Source organism: Lactiplantibacillus pingfangensis, assembly GCF_005404945.1.
GTDB classification, from domain to species: Bacteria; Bacillota; Bacilli; order Lactobacillales; family Lactobacillaceae; genus Lactiplantibacillus; species Lactiplantibacillus pingfangensis.
On record NZ_BJDG01000004.1, the window covers coordinates 44846 to 63039 of the forward strand.

At 42.2% G+C, this 18194-nt stretch carries 12 protein-coding genes; 1 reads left to right on the forward strand and 11 read right to left on the reverse strand.

Features of this window, described 5'->3' with window-relative positions:
• Positions 1-32 precede the first annotated feature (32 nt).
• The 9 genes from FFM74_RS02610 to helD all read right to left on the reverse strand — a co-directional run bounded on the left by FFM74_RS02610 (position 33) and on the right by helD (position 16444).
• Positions 33-1133, reverse strand: a complete 1101-nt coding sequence (locus FFM74_RS02610) for a nucleotidyltransferase domain-containing protein (RefSeq protein ID WP_137625077.1) — start codon at positions 1131-1133, stop codon at positions 33-35.
• A gap of 911 nt (positions 1134-2044) precedes the next feature.
• Positions 2045-3034: a nucleoid-associated protein gene (locus FFM74_RS02615; protein WP_137625078.1), complete on the reverse strand. Its 990-nt coding sequence runs from the start codon at positions 3032-3034 to the stop codon at positions 2045-2047.
• Between the two features lie 271 nt (positions 3035-3305).
• Positions 3306-4670, reverse strand: a complete 1365-nt coding sequence (ltrA, locus tag FFM74_RS02620; RefSeq protein WP_137625079.1) for a group II intron reverse transcriptase/maturase — start codon at positions 4668-4670, stop codon at positions 3306-3308.
• 640 nt (positions 4671-5310) lie between these two features.
• Positions 5311-6027, reverse strand: coding sequence for a DNA methyltransferase family protein (locus tag FFM74_RS02625; protein ID WP_137625080.1), 717 nt, complete (start codon positions 6025-6027; stop codon positions 5311-5313).
• On the reverse strand, positions 6027-10427 hold the full coding sequence (locus FFM74_RS02630; protein WP_137625081.1) for an Eco57I restriction-modification methylase domain-containing protein: 4401 nt from the start codon (positions 10425-10427) through the stop codon (positions 6027-6029). The genes FFM74_RS02625 and FFM74_RS02630 overlap by 1 nt, the downstream gene beginning before the upstream one ends.
• A 444-nt stretch (positions 10428-10871) precedes the next feature.
• Positions 10872-12428 carry a glutamine-hydrolyzing GMP synthase gene (guaA, locus tag FFM74_RS02635; RefSeq protein ID WP_137625082.1) on the reverse strand — a complete coding sequence of 519 codons (1557 nt, stop codon included), beginning with the start codon at positions 12426-12428 and terminating at the stop codon, positions 10872-10874.
• Between the two features lie 93 nt (positions 12429-12521).
• On the reverse strand, positions 12522-13445 hold the full coding sequence (gene coaA / locus FFM74_RS02640; protein ID WP_137625083.1) for a type I pantothenate kinase: 924 nt from the start codon (positions 13443-13445) through the stop codon (positions 12522-12524).
• Positions 13446-13504: 59 nt separating this feature from the next.
• Positions 13505-13996 carry a DUF2798 domain-containing protein gene (locus tag FFM74_RS02645; protein ID WP_137625084.1) on the reverse strand — a complete coding sequence of 164 codons (492 nt, stop codon included), beginning with the start codon at positions 13994-13996 and terminating at the stop codon, positions 13505-13507.
• Between the two features lie 141 nt (positions 13997-14137).
• Positions 14138-16444, reverse strand: coding sequence for an RNA polymerase recycling motor HelD (gene helD / locus FFM74_RS02650; protein ID WP_137625085.1), 2307 nt, complete (start codon positions 16442-16444; stop codon positions 14138-14140).
• Between the two features lie 183 nt (positions 16445-16627).
• Between helD and FFM74_RS02655 the strand changes: the two genes are divergently transcribed.
• A complete protein-coding gene (locus tag FFM74_RS02655; RefSeq protein WP_171000637.1) occupies positions 16628-17308 on the forward strand; it encodes a DedA family protein in 681 nt (226 codons plus the stop codon).
• Between the two features lie 84 nt (positions 17309-17392).
• On the opposite strand, the gene FFM74_RS02660 is transcribed toward FFM74_RS02655, so the two are convergent.
• Both FFM74_RS02660 and FFM74_RS02665 read right to left on the reverse strand, forming a co-directional pair.
• Positions 17393-17623 (reverse strand): hypothetical protein, encoded by a 231-nt coding sequence (locus FFM74_RS02660; protein WP_137625087.1) that lies wholly within the window; start codon positions 17621-17623, stop codon positions 17393-17395.
• 20 nt (positions 17624-17643) lie between these two features.
• Positions 17644-18186, reverse strand: coding sequence for a metallophosphoesterase (locus FFM74_RS02665; protein ID WP_137625088.1), 543 nt, complete (start codon positions 18184-18186; stop codon positions 17644-17646).
• Positions 18187-18194: the final 8 nt, after the last annotated feature.

Genomic DNA, 18194 nt, shown 5'->3' on the forward strand with positions numbered 1-18194 from the left:
AATAATACCTAAACCAAGTCATATTGGATTTTTTAATCCCCCCAGAACGTATGTGGCCGAACTTTCTTGTCACTGATTTCCCCCCCGAAAACTCCTTCAGAGCTCAGTGGAACTTGTCCCTGAAGTTGCATAACCGATCGTTTTTTACCCAGATATTCAAATACCTCCTGAACACGTGTCTTCCCATAAATGTCAGCTAAGGTAGACTTCCACGGAATCATTTCAGTTTGATTAGTAGTACCAAGATTTGACTCTACCACTTGTAGCCATTCAAAAAAAGCATCTTTCCTTTCAGGATGTAATCTCCACTTATCAGTAAAATCTTCATCCTTGTTTGTAGGATTCAGGATATGTGGAAATCCTTGCGAATCATATTTAATCTGATTTCTCAAGCCATTTGTCACAGCCACAAGCGCTTCAGAAAGATCATCTTGACCAGTATAGGCTTCTGCTGCCAAGATAGTGATGATCATTGAAATCGGCTTACTCTTATCGTCGCGCTTTTCAAACATCTTATTTCGATGATATTTGAGTAGCTGAACAACCTCTTGAAGGATTGTATACTCATGATATTCTTCTGGCGTTTCAACTTCGTCACTAAAACGATTACTCACAATATCCGAATATTGGTAAACATCCTGTCCCTTTTGTGCAAACCACTTTTTAAATTTGAACGGACTACTTTGTCGAAACCCATAGTTCTGGATACTAAGGCGATTTGTTATTAAAACATCTGAATACTGGCTATCAGTTGCTGGAACCACGTCTACATGTGAATTGAAATACTTAATCGTCCAAGCACGATTTTTCTCTGGCTGCAATTTTGACGCATACGCATCGCTGGTTTTAAGAATATTCCCAATTAAATGTTTTATTTTCTTTGGCGATGATTCACCATGAACAATGGCAACCAAATCAATATCAAAATCATCATCGGAGCCGTTAATTGGTTTGATAGCAGTCCCAAGATTGTACGATCCTTGTGGTTTGATATCCACAGCATTCGACACCCTATTGTCACTTGAAATCAAGTTTCCTAACGCAGTATATTCACGTACGACCGTTTCTTTCGCCGTATCAGACAATACAATTTTTTGGCAAATCTGCTCTAAAATATAAGAAGTATCTTTCATCTCTGTTCCTCCATGCTATTATTCAAAAGCAAGTATACCACATGGAGTGCTTAAAGAACAAAAGTTCCCACTATATTTGGTGGGAACTTTTGTTCTTTTTTTTAAAATCAAACTTGTTCGGTTCTTGATACTCTTATTCGCATCAAGAACCTCAATTATACATAGAACTATACCGTTCTCTCTAAAGTATTGGCTTCATTGATAATGCCCTCACAATGATACTGATAAAACAACCGATTACAGCAATGCTTTACTTACGATAACGATACTGTCAATAAACATAAGCACTGCTGATGATAAGCAAAAAAAGTTATCCAATGAACAGTCCGGTGTTACCATGTTACAACAGAGTTGGACTGACACTCAAAATACGATTAAAGCAGACCAAGCGAAACTTGTGCAGTCTCAACAACTGCCGACTAATCTGCAAGATGTACTAAAGTTCTTGCACCTCAAAAAACAACTACAATTGCCCCTGACAAAGTTAATACTATTTCTAATCGTGAATATGGTAGGAGCTTCAACGATTATCAATAGAAATCATCCTTAATCTCAACTCAGATAGTAGGTAGCATGAACCTGTTAGAGCTAGCACCTCATACGTTACAGCACGACTAATTACGCAAAAAATACAACAGTAAGGCTACGAGTGGTAAAATTGATATTGTAATCAAGGGAACACATATCACACTGAAAGCAACACTGTCCACAACATGTCAATTAACACAGCAAATGCTACATTGACAAATCGGTACTCTGAGCTTTTTCTCGAAAACTGTGCAATTAAATCTTTGCACATCAGCTATAAATGTTCTCTGATAATTCAAAATAGACACAAAGCCAAGTTTAGACTTCGTGTCCGTTTTTAGCCTTCCACTTTTCAAGATACAATTCATTCTGTGAAACTTCTGTTAAAAATTACTCTTCAAACTCCCAACATTCTTAATCACAACCGAAGTACTGCCATCTGGATTCGTCTCAAATTCAATGGCATCCCGATTTTTCAACAAGCTAATCGGCACATTGATTTCAATACCGTTATCCAGCTTAATCTTTTGACGCTCGTACTTCTTTTCAAAATAGTTAGCGTTTGGCACGGCAACCACTGATTCAATGGCCTTCTTGGCTAATTCATCTTTAAATTCTGCCTTGGCTTCTTCTTTCTTATCAAACACCATGTTCGCAATATAGTCATTATCAATAACGCCATCCGTCTCAAGGCTATCATGTATCGCCTGCTGCGTTTTCGATGTGACCGCGAAGTCGTCTTCATCATCATACTTCTCAGAAATTTTCTGAATCGACTTCTTGATTTGTTTCACGTCATTTGAAACTTTGACCGGTACCGCCGCAACTTGTAGAAAATTCTTGGACATCAGCCATTTCCCACTAGCACCGGTATATGATTGTTCACGTAACTGAACTTTATCGGCATCAATCAGGATCATGTTTTTGACTCCCTGCCCAGGCGACGGCAAAATGCTGTTATTTTGAACGATATTATTAACCAGCACGTCTTCGTCATACTCCACGTTATGGATGTAGCGTTGCGTGTAATCTAACTTAGCAATACCAATCACTTGGCTTAAGTCATCTAGTTCGACATTAAAGAATAATAGATCGCCACCAGGAATCTTTTCGTTAACCTTGATACTGTCAAAATAATCCAATGCAAACTTTTCCGTCAGCTGTTGAAAATCACCGCGACTATTCCAGAACTGTTCAAGCATGGAAATCCGAGATAACTCTAGCTCAACATATTCACTTTTTTCAAATTTATCAATGGCCTTTTCAACGTACTTGGTAATTCCCAAGTTGTCCTTAGCAATCTCTTTTTGAGACAGAACAACATTACCGGAGTCCTTATCTAGGATATGGTCAATTACATTTAAAATTCTCATTTGGGTTCCTTTCTTTATTAGCTAGCATATACACGTACCAGGATTATTATGTTCAATTAACATCTTGGTCATGTCAATATAATCTGTGGAATCAAACATACCATTATGACAACATGCTTTCAATCCACCTTCTTCGTGAACCTACATTGATTCATCATCACATCTTAAATTTCACACATCAATCAGAATCGAGTAGGAGGTAATTGATTATTTCAATTACCGACCTCTCACACCACCGTACGTACGGATCCGTATACGGCGGTTCAATAACTTAAGTATTCTGAATAAGCTGGAGCGTTTTGGACAGATTCATCAGTCCAAGGCGTTCTAGCTTTTCATTTGTATAGGTATAACACATCGTTTTACTATGAGCAGTTCGCCAGTATCCCTTGCGGGTATTGGCATTGGTTTTGGCTTGTTCTGGGGTCATTTCCAGCTTTATTAGTTGCCGATACCGAGTTCTCAACTTCTTCCAGCGTTTCCAAATCAATTGTCTAATTCGACTTCTTAGCCATTGGTCTAATTGCTGGACAAACTTTTTCATCTTTCCGATACCGTAATATTGTAGCCACCCTTGCATTTTCTGACTGATTTCCTTCATTAGCTGTTGCCAACTGATGCCACGGCTTCGACCTGTCATTTGTTTAAGGGACTGTTTAACACGTTTCTTGGCTACTTGATGTGGCCTTGGATATGCGCCGTTGCGGTCTACTCCAAGTGTAAATCCTAGAAATTTTAGTTTCAGCGGCGAGCCGACCGTTGTTTCCTTTTGGTTGACTGTCACTTTTAGCTTATTCTCTAGGAACTTCGTCACATTTTGAAGAACCCGCTCGCCAGCCCGTTTGCTTTTGACGTAAATATTACAATCATCGGCATAGCGCACAAATGAATGGCCACGACTGGTCAACAATTTATCCAATTCATTTAGATAAATATTGGCCAGTAGCGGAGAAAGGTTACCACCTTGCGGGGTACCTTTCGTAGTTTTTTTAAACAGTCCACCATTTAGGACACCACTCGTCAAAAACTGACGGATTAGATGTAATAGCCACGGATCTTGGACTTGCTGTTCAATGAAGTTCATCAGTAGGTCATGGTTGACCATACCAAAGTAGGCCTTCAAGTCTAGGTCTACCACATAATGGTACCCTTGATTATAAAGACTCGTGACCTTTTTGATGGCGTCGTGTGCCCCTCGATTTGGTCGAAAGCCATAGCTATTATCAGAAAATACACGCTCATAGATTGGTGATAATACTTGAACCACCGCCTGTTGTCGGTCTACTACTGTTGGCACACCTAGCTTTCTGGTCGAACCATCTGGCTTAGGAATTTCAACACGCTTGACCGGTTTCGGACGGTAAGTTCCGTTTCTTAAACTCGTTAAGAGTTTATCTCGGTTCTCATAGAGGTATTCAGACAACTGTTCAACGGTCATACCATCAATTCCAGCTGCTCCTTTATTACTTTTAGCTCGCTTAAAAGCGAGGTTCAAGTTACCTCGTGCAAGAACCAAGTCTACAAATTGAATACCATTCTGCACCGTACTTTCACCGCCAACAATGCTATGCGCCTCAAGATAGGATTTGCCTTCCAGACGATCGTCAGCTTGTTCTGTTTTCTGCAATCTTTGCATTGTCGACACCTCCAGTATCAGTGAAAATTATTATTGTTCGGTCCTTCGTTCGCCGTTTGGCGGACTACTATGACTCGGCTGACTCCTGAAATACTCAATTAACCATTACTGGCTAGGTTGTTCCTGTACACCATATCGGCGTTCTAGTCGGAAACTTGTAAATCAGGCCTCCCCGGGTAAGAATGATAGCTTTCGTACCATGCAACTGTTGGCTTTACTCTAATCATCTTCGAGTAGTATTGGACTTCGATTTGTTTAGCAACCTTATCCAGATGGTTCTAGCCTTATAGCCACTTCTTGTTCATCAGTTCGGTACTTTGCTTTAGGCTTCCTTCAGATTCCGTCTCACGGCGGACACCCTTGCCCTCAACTCGTGGTTCCGACTACTACGGCCCACAGCGGACTTACACCGCCTAGTTATCACCCATGCCGGGCGCACTAAAGAAAAGCGCCGGTTTCGAAAACCGGCGCTCATAACTATGAAATTCCAGTGATACCAATTTTTTTGTAAAATAAAAGGACACATCCTCAAATGCACCACCAGTACCAACCAAAGTAAAGGCAAGTGAGAATTATGCCCCAAGAACATTCGGGTCTATAATTTTTGGTATTGAAAGATAATTCCGAATTATTTACCCGATTAATCCGTGACTTCCTCCATCTCTTCCTTGTAAATATCGACCAATTTGCACGCCTTGAACCGTTTCTTTGGTTCTTCATCAACCTCATCATCAAATCCAAACAGATCCAACTGTTCCACCTTTCGGCTTGGTACCGATTCATCTAATGGCCCTTTATCATTTATAATAGCGTCCAATGTGTATTCTATTCGCTGCACCTTTTGTACGCCATTCCTAACCGGTAACAATTTCCATTCGCTAAAAATTATCGATCTGCCATCTTTGGTAGCCTTTTTTAATGCATCCCCTTGCCGCATGTTTGCCTCAATGATTGTCATGGCACTACTAGTCACCTTGGGATTTTTCTTGCCACTCCATTTCTGAATAGCTTGAAAGTAATGATGACTAAAAATATTGTACATACGCATCACTAGAACTTTGACATTATCCTCTAAAAGCTCAATACCATACAGCGATGAAAGAACAATTTCCGCATTTGCTTCATATGACTTTAGGTCTGTGCTAAGCTTATTTGCCAAGATCAACTTTCTTCTCAACAACTCAGTTAAAAACGCCCCTTCTCCAGCAGCCGGTTCCATGAATGTGGTAGATAAGGAATTCAAGGATTCGACTAGCTCCGGCTGATTGAGCATTTGATTTACAATTCGTTTAGGGGTGAAAACCTCACCATGCTCCTTGACTCGTTTATTTGATTTTATGAGGTTTTCGTCAGCCATTAGTTCATCTCCTCTACATGGGTATTAATAAACTGGACCTCATCGTCACTTAATTCATACTTTGCAAACAATTGATTGTCTATATCACTAATAGGAGCTTTCCAGTCAATATCAGAGTTCTGCGCAAAATTCTGTACAGGTATTTCACGATACGTTGATATTGGTCCGTTTTGCGTAACCTTCCATATTCCCAACATGGTCCTTGCAAATTTTGTTTTCAGATATTTTTCAGCTGATTCTGCTTCAAGCCTAGTATCGAATGCTCCAATGCTAATAAACGTTTCAGTATGTCCAACGCCAGGTTCGGCAATATACATATCACTTAAGGGCTCCCCAAATTCACCACTACCAATAGCACTTGCCAGAAAGACATTGTACTTATCTAACCCCAGACGGTCAGTTACATAATCCCGCCGAATCCATTCTTCTATTCTATCGTCTTTTGGCTTGCCAAGTATGCGAATATACTGATTTCCGTCATCAGGCTTGTTCTCATAAAATACTTCAGGAAGCAATTTCATTATATTTGATGACATATCATATTTATGACCACTACTTAATCGTTCAACAGCATCCGGAAAGTCTTGATGCAGCTTATCAGTTAATCTGTAAATAGTTCGAGAAAAGCCAATACTATTCAAAGTATCACTTCGTTTAGATCGAACCTTATCCAAAATGGGACGTAACTCGTCAAACTGCGTAAATGTGCCAATTTTACCAAATTTTTTTGTGGTATCGCGTAAAGTAATTGCAACTCCACCTTTTATGCTAGTTTTCGGGAAAATATTTCCACTATGTTTTTCGAACATAACCACTCGTAAATGTGGATCGTTTAACATCTTCTCATTCCAGATTGAAGACGTATCCCCAGCCTTAAATAGAAATCGAGCAGGCGTAATCATTACTGACTTTTCTGAAAGTTGATATGACAATTCCATGAAATACTGATAAATTGATTTTTTACTTTTGCTATCACCACGTTCTGTTTCCTGGTATGGTGGGTTACCAATAACCACATCAAATTTCATTTGATTAGTAATCCTTTCTTTGAATGCATCAAGCACGTGCTGAACGGTTTCATCATTTGAATTTTTGGCCTTCTCAACAACGCCATCAACATATACAACATTTGTGCCGAATTCGTGGTATCCGCACAAAGTACGGTTTGTAATGCGCTTGGCCATTGGAGTTTTAGCAATGGCGAAGATGTTTTTAGCCAAGATATTTCGCCATATTTCGTCCTCATCTTTGGCAGTAAATCTGCCACCAGTACGTTCGTTCAGCCGTGCCTGTTCTTGATAGTACAACGAGGTAGCTACATATAGCGGATAAAGCCCAGTCTTAGAATTGATTTCAAGTATTCGAGTATCTCGTTTAAAAATATCTTTCGTCATTTCAGTATCAACCCAGTGCGTAGCATCGACGCCGTCTATTGAGGTGTAATTATACGTTGGGTCAAAATAGGAATACCCTCCAATAGTCTTGCCTAATTGCATGTTCACAACACGCCATGGAGTAAGCACAGTTTCTTTATCTGGGTTCTTAAAGGTTCCGAATAGTTCACCAATATCTGCAGTGCGCTTCAACGGCTCCAGGCGATCCATTCGCTTAACTCGCTGTCGAATAATTCGACCGGCCTCAATGAAAATATTCGCATCATAATACTTGGAAAACTTCTTGAACTTTGCCTTGTCCACACCCTTTGGCATGAATTCCGCCCATGATTCAGCATCAACTTTGTCGACAAAAGTTTGGATATCAATATTCTTTTCGATTGGAATATCCATTCCATAAATCATCATCGGGATACGAATAGAAATGGACCGTAAGATTGAAATCATTGTCTTACGTTGCTTCTTGAGAGCACGTTCCTTTTCCAGAAGTTCTTGTTCCTTAGGAGTTAAATCCTTTTTATTCTTTTTCTTTGTCTTTTCGGCTTTGTTATACTCTTCATCGGTAAGTCCCTGATGATTAACGTTAATTGTGTTGGGCTTCTTTTGGGCCTTGGTAGTCCCAATTTCTGCCTTAAGATCGTTAAAGTCCTTAAGGTCGGCCTCATCCATTTTCAACAATTCATCATTGTACAGCGAATCATCATCGAACCCGGTACGAACCGCCCTTTCAGCATACACTTTCTTCAGCTGGGTCATCAAACTATCAACATTATACAGCGCCATTCCCTGATCCTGTTCACCAATAATTGGAAGGAAGTTAAGCAGCTCTCCCATTTTCTCCTTTTGGTCGTCGGTTTGCAGTTTACCCGCACCAGTATTCAATTGAGACGACGCAGCCATAACATTCAAAGCACGATCAGGGGCAAAATCAAAGATATAGCAATCCGTCTTCATCCCCAATTCCTTATCTGCATATGGCGTCTGAGCCCGGAATGCAGCCTGTAGGTATTGCATCGCACTGTTGGTATTGGACAGAAACATAACGCCAGTCCATTGGGGAATATTAACCCCGGTTGTCAATTTACGCACAGTCAAGGTAATGGTCTTGGTTTGCGCTGGGTGCTTAGTGATAGCGGCACGAACGCGTTCCAAGTCTCCCTCACTAGCACCGTCTTCTTTGCCATCATCAACCACGTTAACGATGGTGTAGCCCATACCAAATACGGGGTGCTTTTCCATCAGTGTCTTTAGTGCCTTAGCTGAATCAACAGATGGCAACAACCACAATGTGTGTCGCAATTCATTTCTAAATTGCTCAGTTGAGTACGGGAAGTTAGTGTCTTTAGATGGTGACGTAATGTTGTTCAAAAACTGGTTGACTTTTGTTTCGTATACGAAGCGGCCTTTATCATCCACCTTGAAAAATTCGTGGAAATTGAACGCCTTTTGGTCAAAATCAAGGAACCGATTATCTTCAAACTTATCCTTCATTTCAAACGTGAACATGGAGACCTTCGGCAATACAGCATAAGGATTTACTTCATCGGGATTCTCAACGTTCCAACGTGCTTTGGCTTGTTGTTCCATCGTGTAGTCCCAAGTAAAAACTTGATCAGGTTCGTACTCGTCAATCAAGTTGAACGGAGTTCCCGAAAGTTCGAGGACACGAGTTGTATCCTTCACCACGCCCTTAATCACGGACTGCGCTAAACCTGTCTGCGTTCCTTCGTGGGCTTCATCAATAATAACTAGATTCCAATTCAATTTGGCAATGAGCTCATTTTTGTCTCCGGCCTTGCCCCCGGCCCATTCGGAACCACGCAGATCCTGCATGCTAGCAAAGTAAAGGAACTTGCCACCATCATCAACTAATTGTTCCAAAGAAGCGTCATGCTTTTGTTTCGAACCATAGCGGTATCCAGGCATACTTAACTTATCGAAATCTTCAAACCAGCTATCACGAACAACGGGGCGGTGTGTCATGATAAGCACACGTTCGTATTGCTGGTTCTTGATTAGCTGCAAGGCGCTAAGGGTCTTACCAAAACGCATTTTGGCATTCCAAAGCATCTTCTTGTCGTCATTCTTTTTCGTCTTGAAGACCCTTTCAGTCTTGTCGATAGCGATTTGTTGTTCAGGACGTAGTTTAATCTTTGATTCGACAACAGTTGGTGCGTTTATAAACGATTTTCCCGCCCGAACCGCCGCAATGGCATTCTTAACGGTATCAACATCCGTAACATACCATTCACGAGCAGCTCCTTCGACCAACTTAGAATCCTTCTTGATGTTTGAGTTATCAAGAACATCATGGACTGCGTGGTCGTCAAACCATTCACCATGCCCATTGACTTCCCGATAAGCTGCCTCGGTCCATTCAATATTTGGTTTAACGCCCATCGTTCCAGCGTACGACTTGATACGCTTTAACGCTGCAGTATGTAGAAATTGGCTGTTTGGCGTAGTGTCAACAATTTCACCATGATACGTGGCTTTGCCAATTTTTTGCCGTCCGGCATACTGTGGCCACTGTTCAAGATCATCCGCCGTAAATGAGTATACCAATGTCTTAGCTGATGTAGTGTATAAGACAGGTTCCTTGAAGCTGGAAACGCCTTGTCGGAAACCACAGTAAGAGTACACAAACCAATACATTAGTTTGTGCAAATTAAACAGTGCTTCATATGCGTCATCTTTGGACACTTGAGCCTTCGCGTCATGTAAAACCTTGTTACCCTTGCGCCGAATACCATCCAATATGTCCATTACGTCCTGCGCAACATAACCATTTTGCCGAATTAAGGAGAGCGCCTCGAAAAAGCTCCCTGAAAAATCATGATTACGTTTCTTTAGAACGTAGCGGGCCACACCCTCGGGTACGTTACGCACAATTCCTGGTACCTGCTGATACTTTTGATTCGCGTACATAAGTTCAGCTGTTTCAAGTGGTCCAACAAATTGTTCAGCATCCTCAATTTCTTTTAAAAATTCAAAATTACTACTCATGGAAACTCCCCCATTTACGAATCAGTTCGTGTAAATACTAACGTCAATTGTACACTACAAACCATAATTGCATACATAACGATTTGTCAGATTTAAGTGCAACATTTTTCCTTGGTATACTTCACCAGGAACCTTCCAGCCCATGACCTTGCAAGCAGGAATTCGAAAAGGTCAGCAAAATATTTTAAAACAAAGCGTACTATCAGCACTTCTGTTTCTTCATCCTCTGTTGCAATTCGTGACCGGTATACGCATTGGTGAAGCCAATGTCGGCCGCTACACAATCCTACTAGACGCAAAATCCCCGCCAGCTCAGTCCTCATTCGGCCCAAACTTGGCGGGGATTCTGGCGGAAAATGTAATCATTTCCCCGCCAATCGTATCCTTTGTATCTTCCGAAAATGCCGTTAAATCAACATTCCGGCTTCAATTTAAATATACCTGTTATTCCCACTCAATAGTCGAAGGTGGCTTACTCGTAACATCATACACGATGCGGTTAACATGATCGACTTCATTGACGATCCGCACCGAAATCTTCTGTAAGACGTCCCAAGGAATCCGCGCAAAGTCGGCGGTCATGCCGTCAATTGACGTCACGGCCCGGATACCAACGGTGTAGTCGTAAGTCCGACCATCACCCATGACACCGACGGACTTGATGCCTGGTAATACGGTGAAGTATTGCCAGATTTCGCGGTCTAAACCGGCCTTCTTGATTTCATCACGTAAGATGTAATCACTATCACGCACGATTGCCAACTTATCTTCGGTAATCTCACCAATCACCCGAATCCCAAGACCGGGACCTGGGAATGGTTGGCGCCAGACAAGCGCTGACGGCATGCCAAGCTTTTCGCCTAATTCACGGGCTTCGTCTTTAAATAAAGTCCGTAATGGTTCAATCAACTTGAATTGCATGTCATCTGGCAAGCCGCCGACGTTATGATGTGATTTAATCGTTTGCGCCGTGGAAGTCCCACTTTCGATGACGTCGGTGTACAACGTCCCTTGCGCTAAGAATTCCATCCCATTTAACTTCGTGGCTTCTTCATCGAAGACTTGGATGAATTCATTACCAATAATCTTCCGTTTACGTTCGGGATCACTGACACCCGCTAATTTACTCATAAACCGGTCTTTAGCATCAACTTTAATGATGTTCAAACCGAATTTACCTTCCAAACTAGCCATGACTTGATCTGCTTCGCCTTTACGCAACAGACCGTGGTCCACGAAAATGCTCGTTAATTGTGTGCCAATCGCCTTGTGCAACAAGACACCAACAACGCTGGAGTCGACCCCACCGGACAAGCCGAGTAGAACCTTTTTATCGCCAACTTCGGCCCGAATCTTTTCGATTTGCATGTCGATAAAATCGTCCATGGACCAGTTAGCTTCCGCTTGGCAGACGTTAAACGCAAAGTTCTTCAGGATGTTTTCGCCGTAGTCCGTATTCCGAACTTCAGCGTGCAATTGAATCCCATAAAACTTTTTGTCAACGTTTTGAATCGCTGCGATTGGGCAGTTCTTCGAAGTTGCCACCACGTCAAAGCCCTCAGGTGCTTGGGTAACCAAGTCACCATGGCTCATCCAAACTGACTGTTCCTTAGGCGTCCCATCAAACAAGGTTGACGCGTCACTAGTGATCTGAATATTAGCTTTACCGTATTCACGGTTATCAGCTGATTCAACCTTACCGCCCGGAAGCATGTAAGTCATCAACTGCATCCCGTAACAGATCCCCAAGATAGGTAAGCCTAAATTGAAAATCTCGGGATCAACCCGAAAGGCGCCATCATCGTAAACACTATTGGGGCCACCGGAGAAAATAATTCCCTTAGGGTGGCGGGCTTTGATTTCTTCAGCGGAAATCGTATTTGGAAGTAATTCCGAATAAATACCGAAATCACGAATGCGCCGGGTAATCAATTGGTTATATTGACTCCCAAAATCCAACACAAGAATTGAGTCGAAAGACGCGGTGTCCGTTTTTGCCAAGTTGTTCACTCCTTTGGATTAATTAATGTTCAATAGGTCTATCATACTGATTTCTAAACGTTCGGTCAATGACTATGAGAAATTTCTTAGGCGCTAATACTTACGAAAATACACGGCGTCAATCAGATGATGCGCGACTTTGTGCAAAATCAAATCCGCACGATTACGTGTTGGCAAGATATAATCATTCAAGTTTTTCAGATCAACATCTTCCCAAACGCGCTTGGCCATTGCAATCGCATCCGCATGATCCCCAATCGCCCAAGGATAAAAATAGTTCTGCGGGTCTTGAAAGGCCGTCTTCATCAACGCTTCAAAGCGATCCAGATACCAAGTTTCAATCAAGTCAGCTTCCGCATCAACATACACCGAAAAGTCAGTAAAGTCACTAATATAGATCCGTTGATTCGTCGGCAATTGCAGCACGTTAATCCCTTCGATAATCAAAATATCGGGATGGGTGATCACATTATAACGATTTGGCACAATATCGTAAGTCTGATGCGAGTACACCGGTGATTTTGCAATCGGTTTGCCACTTTTGACATCATTCAAAAATTGAATCAAGCGCGGCATATCGTAACTTTCCGGAAAACCTTTCCGTTCCATTAATTGGCGTTGCTTGAGTTCGGCATTCGAATATAAGAACCCATCCGTCGTAATGAGTTGCGTTCGACGGTCTGGATATAAATATTTAAATAGAATTTCTAGTAAACGGGCCGTGGTCGTTTTGCCAACTGCCACGCTCCCGGAAACGCCGATAATAAACGGCGATTGCTTATTGTTGCGTTGTAAGAAGACCGATTCTGTTTCCCGCCACGACAAGTAGTGCTCGAACTTGGCTTGGAGTAAATGCGCCACCGGTAAATAAATCTCGCGAACATCATCAATACTGATCTGATCATTGAACGCCTTAATTTCATGTAGATTTTCAGCGGTCAACGGCACGTGTCCGCCCCGATAGAATCGTTTCCATTGCTCCCGTGAGAAGCGATAATAGTTCAGTTGCTCTTCCATAATTTATCTGCCACCATCATTAAATTAATGGGCTAATTATAGCATAAAAGGCACTGATTTTAATCCTCAGTCGTCACTGTTAAATCCCGATGCAACCACGCCATCACACTGCGCGCAATCGGCTGGGCAATAAAGGCTTCCACAATTAAGGCAATCGTATAATTCCGCGGCCATTTACTGGCAAAGTGTACGATTGGCTCAAGCGTCACTTGCCCGGTACCAATCCATGTCCCCAAAATCGTTAAGACGAGTGACATTAAAAAGACATTACATATCGCCGTAACGAGCATTGCTGACCGAAAACTAGGTTGTTCACCTAAGAAATATCCCGCTAGTTTTGCGGCGGGCTGTTGCGTGAGCACGACCAAAATCACCACGCTGACCCACAACAACGGTAATTGGCGCAAGACCATCAGCCAATGACTGAGTGAAAAACCAACTTCCAACCCAGTAATCACCGGGGCAATTAAATTAACTGAAATAATCGATACGACCGCCATAAAAATCAGCGTTTCTTTCAAGTTCTGTGGTAACCGTTTAGCAAAATCCATCAAATAACCTCTTCCTTTTTACGGCGAAAAAAAATCAGCACGACAGCTGAGTTAACAGTTGTCGCGCTGATCAATTATACGCACGATTTATTAATGTAATTACTAGCCTAACATAATTTTCCAGAAAATGTCAGGACTTTTTTAAACAGTTGTTTCATTAATTGTATACAATTCTGGTTTAACCCGCGAGAATAATGGTGACAACTCACCAATCGCAATCACGGTCAATTCATGCATTGCCCGTGAGCAAATTGTATAGAGCAGCTGACGTTCATCTTCACGCTGATAGTTAACAGTATTCGCATTCCACACGATCACCGCATCGAATTCCAACCCCTTAGCTAGGAACGACGGCACCACAATAATTCCTGGTGCTAGCCGCTGATTTTCGGTCCGAATCAAGGTGACGTGTTCGCCGCGAGCTTGCAACGCTTCGGTTAAGCGTTCACTTTCGCCCAACGTCTTACCAATAATGGCAGTCGTATCACGATCTGAATCATTGGCAGCCAATTGCTGGACCACTTGATCAACCGCTTGATCAAAATCGGTCGTAACCGCGATGTTTGGTAAATCACCTTGGCGATCAAACGCCGTGACGGCTTCACCATTGACGAGAATTTCTTTGGTGAAATCGGTAATCTGTTGCGTCGACCGATAAGACTTCGTCAATTGAACCACTCGCGTCTTTTCTGGATCAAATAACGTTTCCAGCTCACCGATTAAGGTATGACTATTTTCTTTAGTGAAAATGGCCTGGTTCAAGTCTCCGAGCATGGTAAAGCGCGCATTTGGGAAACTGAATTTCAAGAAAGCTAACTGGAACGCATTGTAATCTTGAATTTCATCTAAAAAGACAAAGCGAATCTCACGCTGGCCTTTTTTACCGGTCATCAAATCATGCAAATACATGTAAGCTGAAACAGTGGTGAGCGAAATGTGCCGTTCTTTAATGGCCGCGAGCTTCGCTTCCACCGCGGCATCCCAATCGGCTTGCGTAATATCATACTTCGCCAAATTCAAGATGGCGGGCACTTCCCGTAAAAAGTGCGCGTATTGCATGTTGATGCTCAAGAAACGGTTGCGACCGATTTGCGTCCGCGCGGTACCTAACCGTTGCATGACAATCTTGCGTGCCAAGAACTTGAATTCTTCATCACCATTCTTGAATTCACGCGGTTGATTGTCATAGAGGTCGTTCAATTCTTCTTTGGATAAATCTTGAACGGCTTCTTCAACCCACTTCGTCCGCATTTCAGCCGCAACTTTACGATTCAAAATTTTGACTAATTCTTCCTTAGTCGCGGACAGCCGGTTGCCTAAGTGATAATTTTCATTAAATGAATAGTAGATTTCTTTAATTTTGTCCCGTGGAATGAGCACTTCATCATTCAACATGATATTGCGAAAACGCATGTCTTCCGATTCCAGATGACGACCATACGCCGTAACCGCGTTGAAGAAGGCTAAACTACCTTCCAATTTAGTAATCTTGGCCATCGCAGGGGTGTTTTCTGTTTCAAACCGCTGTTGGAGCGTTTCCACTTGCATCCGTGGCAACCGATAAGACGCATATTGGTAATAGGTCATCTGGACCATATTTTGCTCACCCAATTCAGGCAGCACTTGGTTAATATAATCGTTGAACAATTGGTTTGGTGAAAACAAGATGACTTGTCCCGCCGTTAAATTGCCCCGATAACGGTATAGAAGATACGCCACCCGTTGCAAGACCGACGATGTTTTCCCAGATCCCGCAGCCCCTTGAACGAATAAGAGGTCCGAGCTAGTATCACGAATAATCGTGTTTTGTTCCTTTTGGATCGTCGTGACGATGCTCTTCATCTTCACATCGGACTTTTCATCCAACACTTCAAGGAGCATCGAATCGCCCACGGCTTCATCCGTGTCATACACCGTCACAATTTTGCCGTCTTCAATCATTAATTGCCGTTTAAGTTGGACATCCACCGACTGCAAGCCATCCGGCGTTTGATAAGTGACATTGCCGAGACCGCCGTCGTAGTAAATACTCGAAATTGGGGCCCGCCAATCATAAATCAAAAAGTGATCTGGACTATCAGAAAATGAGCTGAGGCCAATATAAATGGTCTCAGTGGCCGGTTCACCCGCTTCATGAAAATCAAGGCGCGCAAAATAAGCATTCTTTTCCAACTTTTTTAAGGTTGACAGTTGTTTCGTCGCATGTTGCCAACTGTTCTGCCGCTCGTCCAACATTTGTTGCTGTTGCCGGACGGACAAACCCGTTTCCATCATGCCTTCATAACTATCCGTCTTAATATTGACATCATTATAAAAGTTCTGTTTAATATCGGCTTGATCATTTTCGGACCGTTCAATCGTTTCACTCTGTTTCGTTTGCTCGACCCGAATCTTATCAACCACATAATCAAGATGTTCTTGTTCTGAAGCTTTTATCGACTTAGCCATCAGCGGCCTCCATTCCTAAAACTCGATAAACAATCTTATCACTATCCAAGGCCTGACTCAATCAATAACACGTTAAGCCGGACAATTTCAACGGTTTAATTAAGGAAGTATGAACATTCTATTATCAAAGTTATGATTCGTTTAAATCGATGAAAATGTTATCGCTTACACTAGTATTTGCGCATGAATCCGACTAAACTAGATTTAACTTTATTGGAGGTGGCGCCGTTGGCCAATTTAATCGAAATTCTAACCCATCTGGAGGACTTCATTGTCCCCATTTTGACCACTCTGGGCAATTGGAGTTACATTACCCTCTTTGCCGTCATCTTCCTCGAAACGGGCATGGTGATTTTTCCATTTCTCCCCGGCGAATCGTTAATTTTTCTCGCCAGCACCATGGCCGCGACCCACACGAGCTTAAATATTCAAGTGCTCGTCCCAGTTTTCTTCGCTGCCGCAGTCATTGGCGATACGGTTAACTTCGAAATCGGCCGTCATTTAATTCAGCTTCCTTGGCTGCAACGCCATTTACCACCAGACAAACAAGCCAAAGCACAACACTTCTTCGCCAAGTATGGCTCAAAAGCGGTGATGTTTGGCCGTTTCGTCCCATTAATTCGAACCTTTGTCCCGTTGAGTGCGGGCGCGTCTAAGATGCCGCAGAAATCCTTTGCCTTGTGGAATTTACTCGGCGTCGGAATTTGGGTCACCGTTGGTTGCTCATTAGGTTACTTCTTCGGTTCAATCAGCTTCGTGCAAGATCATTTGTCCCTCTTTTTCTTAGGTATCATGGCGTTTGCACTGATTCCAGCGGTTATGATTACACTCGTCAAGACAGTACGCCGACATCCGGTCGCTTAAAACTAAATTTGATTAATTTGATAACTGTCAGTTGGCAGTTATTTTTTTGCGCAACTTTAGACAGTCACGATGCTCTGACCAGAGCTACTTCGAGGTCAATACTTCCTCAATGTCGGCTTCAGGACTATGTTTATATAAACACGCCCGACCGTTAAATTGACCCATAATGTCATACGAATGACATTTCCCTAACATTTCAAGCGACCCACCAAAATCGGCAACCTTAATCTCACCAACCTGGCAATTGCCCTGGGGACTGAAACGGACTTGATCACCAATACGATACTTCATTGGTCCTAAGTTAGTCGAGGTCATGATTAGTTCCTCCTCAAAATTTATCGTGGATGCTTAGTACTATTAACAATGGCCATGACTTCATCAATACTGATTGGCTGATAATTAATCACATCAACACCGACATTTAAAGCGTTATTCCCTAGCACGTGCTCAAAGTACTCAGTCCGCGTGTTGTGAACATGCCCATATAGTTGAATTGCATCATGATAATAGCCGTCCCATTCTAAAATTGGATAGTGAAATAACACAAATTTTCGTTTGGCATATTTAAATGAATAGTAATCTTTCACCCATTCAAACAGCGAAACATTAAAATCTTGGTCTTTCAAATACTTTTCATGATTCCCTCTGATTAAATACTTTTTTCCTCGTAATTGTTTTAAAATTGTCTCTGCTTGTTTACCGGTACCATGGTAAACAAAGTCACCTAAAATATAAATTTCGTCTTTAGGTGACCTTACGACCGTATTCCAATTTCGTATCAGCTGTTCATTCATGTCATCAACATCTCGAAACGGACGCTGACAAAAATTAATAACCGCTGCATGGTAAAAGTGGGTATCAGCAATGAAATATTTCAAAATTTCAT

Coding starts and splice junctions, on each gene's coding strand:
- FFM74_RS02610 (WP_137625077.1), bottom strand. CDS start 1,133: ATGAAAGATACTTCTTATATTTTAGAGCAGATTTGCCAAAAAATTGTA.
- FFM74_RS02615 (WP_137625078.1), bottom strand. CDS start 3,034: ATGAGAATTTTAAATGTAATTGACCATATCCTAGATAAGGACTCCGGT.
- ltrA (WP_137625079.1), bottom strand. CDS start 4,670: ATGCAAAGATTGCAGAAAACAGAACAAGCTGACGATCGTCTGGAAGGC.
- FFM74_RS02625 (WP_137625080.1), bottom strand. CDS start 6,027: ATGGCTGACGAAAACCTCATAAAATCAAATAAACGAGTCAAGGAGCAT.
- FFM74_RS02630 (WP_137625081.1), bottom strand. CDS start 10,427: ATGAGTAGTAATTTTGAATTTTTAAAAGAAATTGAGGATGCTGAACAA.
- coaA (WP_137625083.1), bottom strand. CDS start 13,445: ATGGAAGAGCAACTGAACTATTATCGCTTCTCACGGGAGCAATGGAAA.
- FFM74_RS02645 (WP_137625084.1), bottom strand. CDS start 13,996: ATGGATTTTGCTAAACGGTTACCACAGAACTTGAAAGAAACGCTGATT.
- helD (WP_137625085.1), bottom strand. CDS start 16,444: ATGGCTAAGTCGATAAAAGCTTCAGAACAAGAACATCTTGATTATGTG.
- FFM74_RS02655 (WP_171000637.1), top strand. CDS start 16,628: ATGAATCCGACTAAACTAGATTTAACTTTATTGGAGGTGGCGCCGTTG.
- FFM74_RS02660 (WP_137625087.1), bottom strand. CDS start 17,623: ATGACCTCGACTAACTTAGGACCAATGAAGTATCGTATTGGTGATCAA.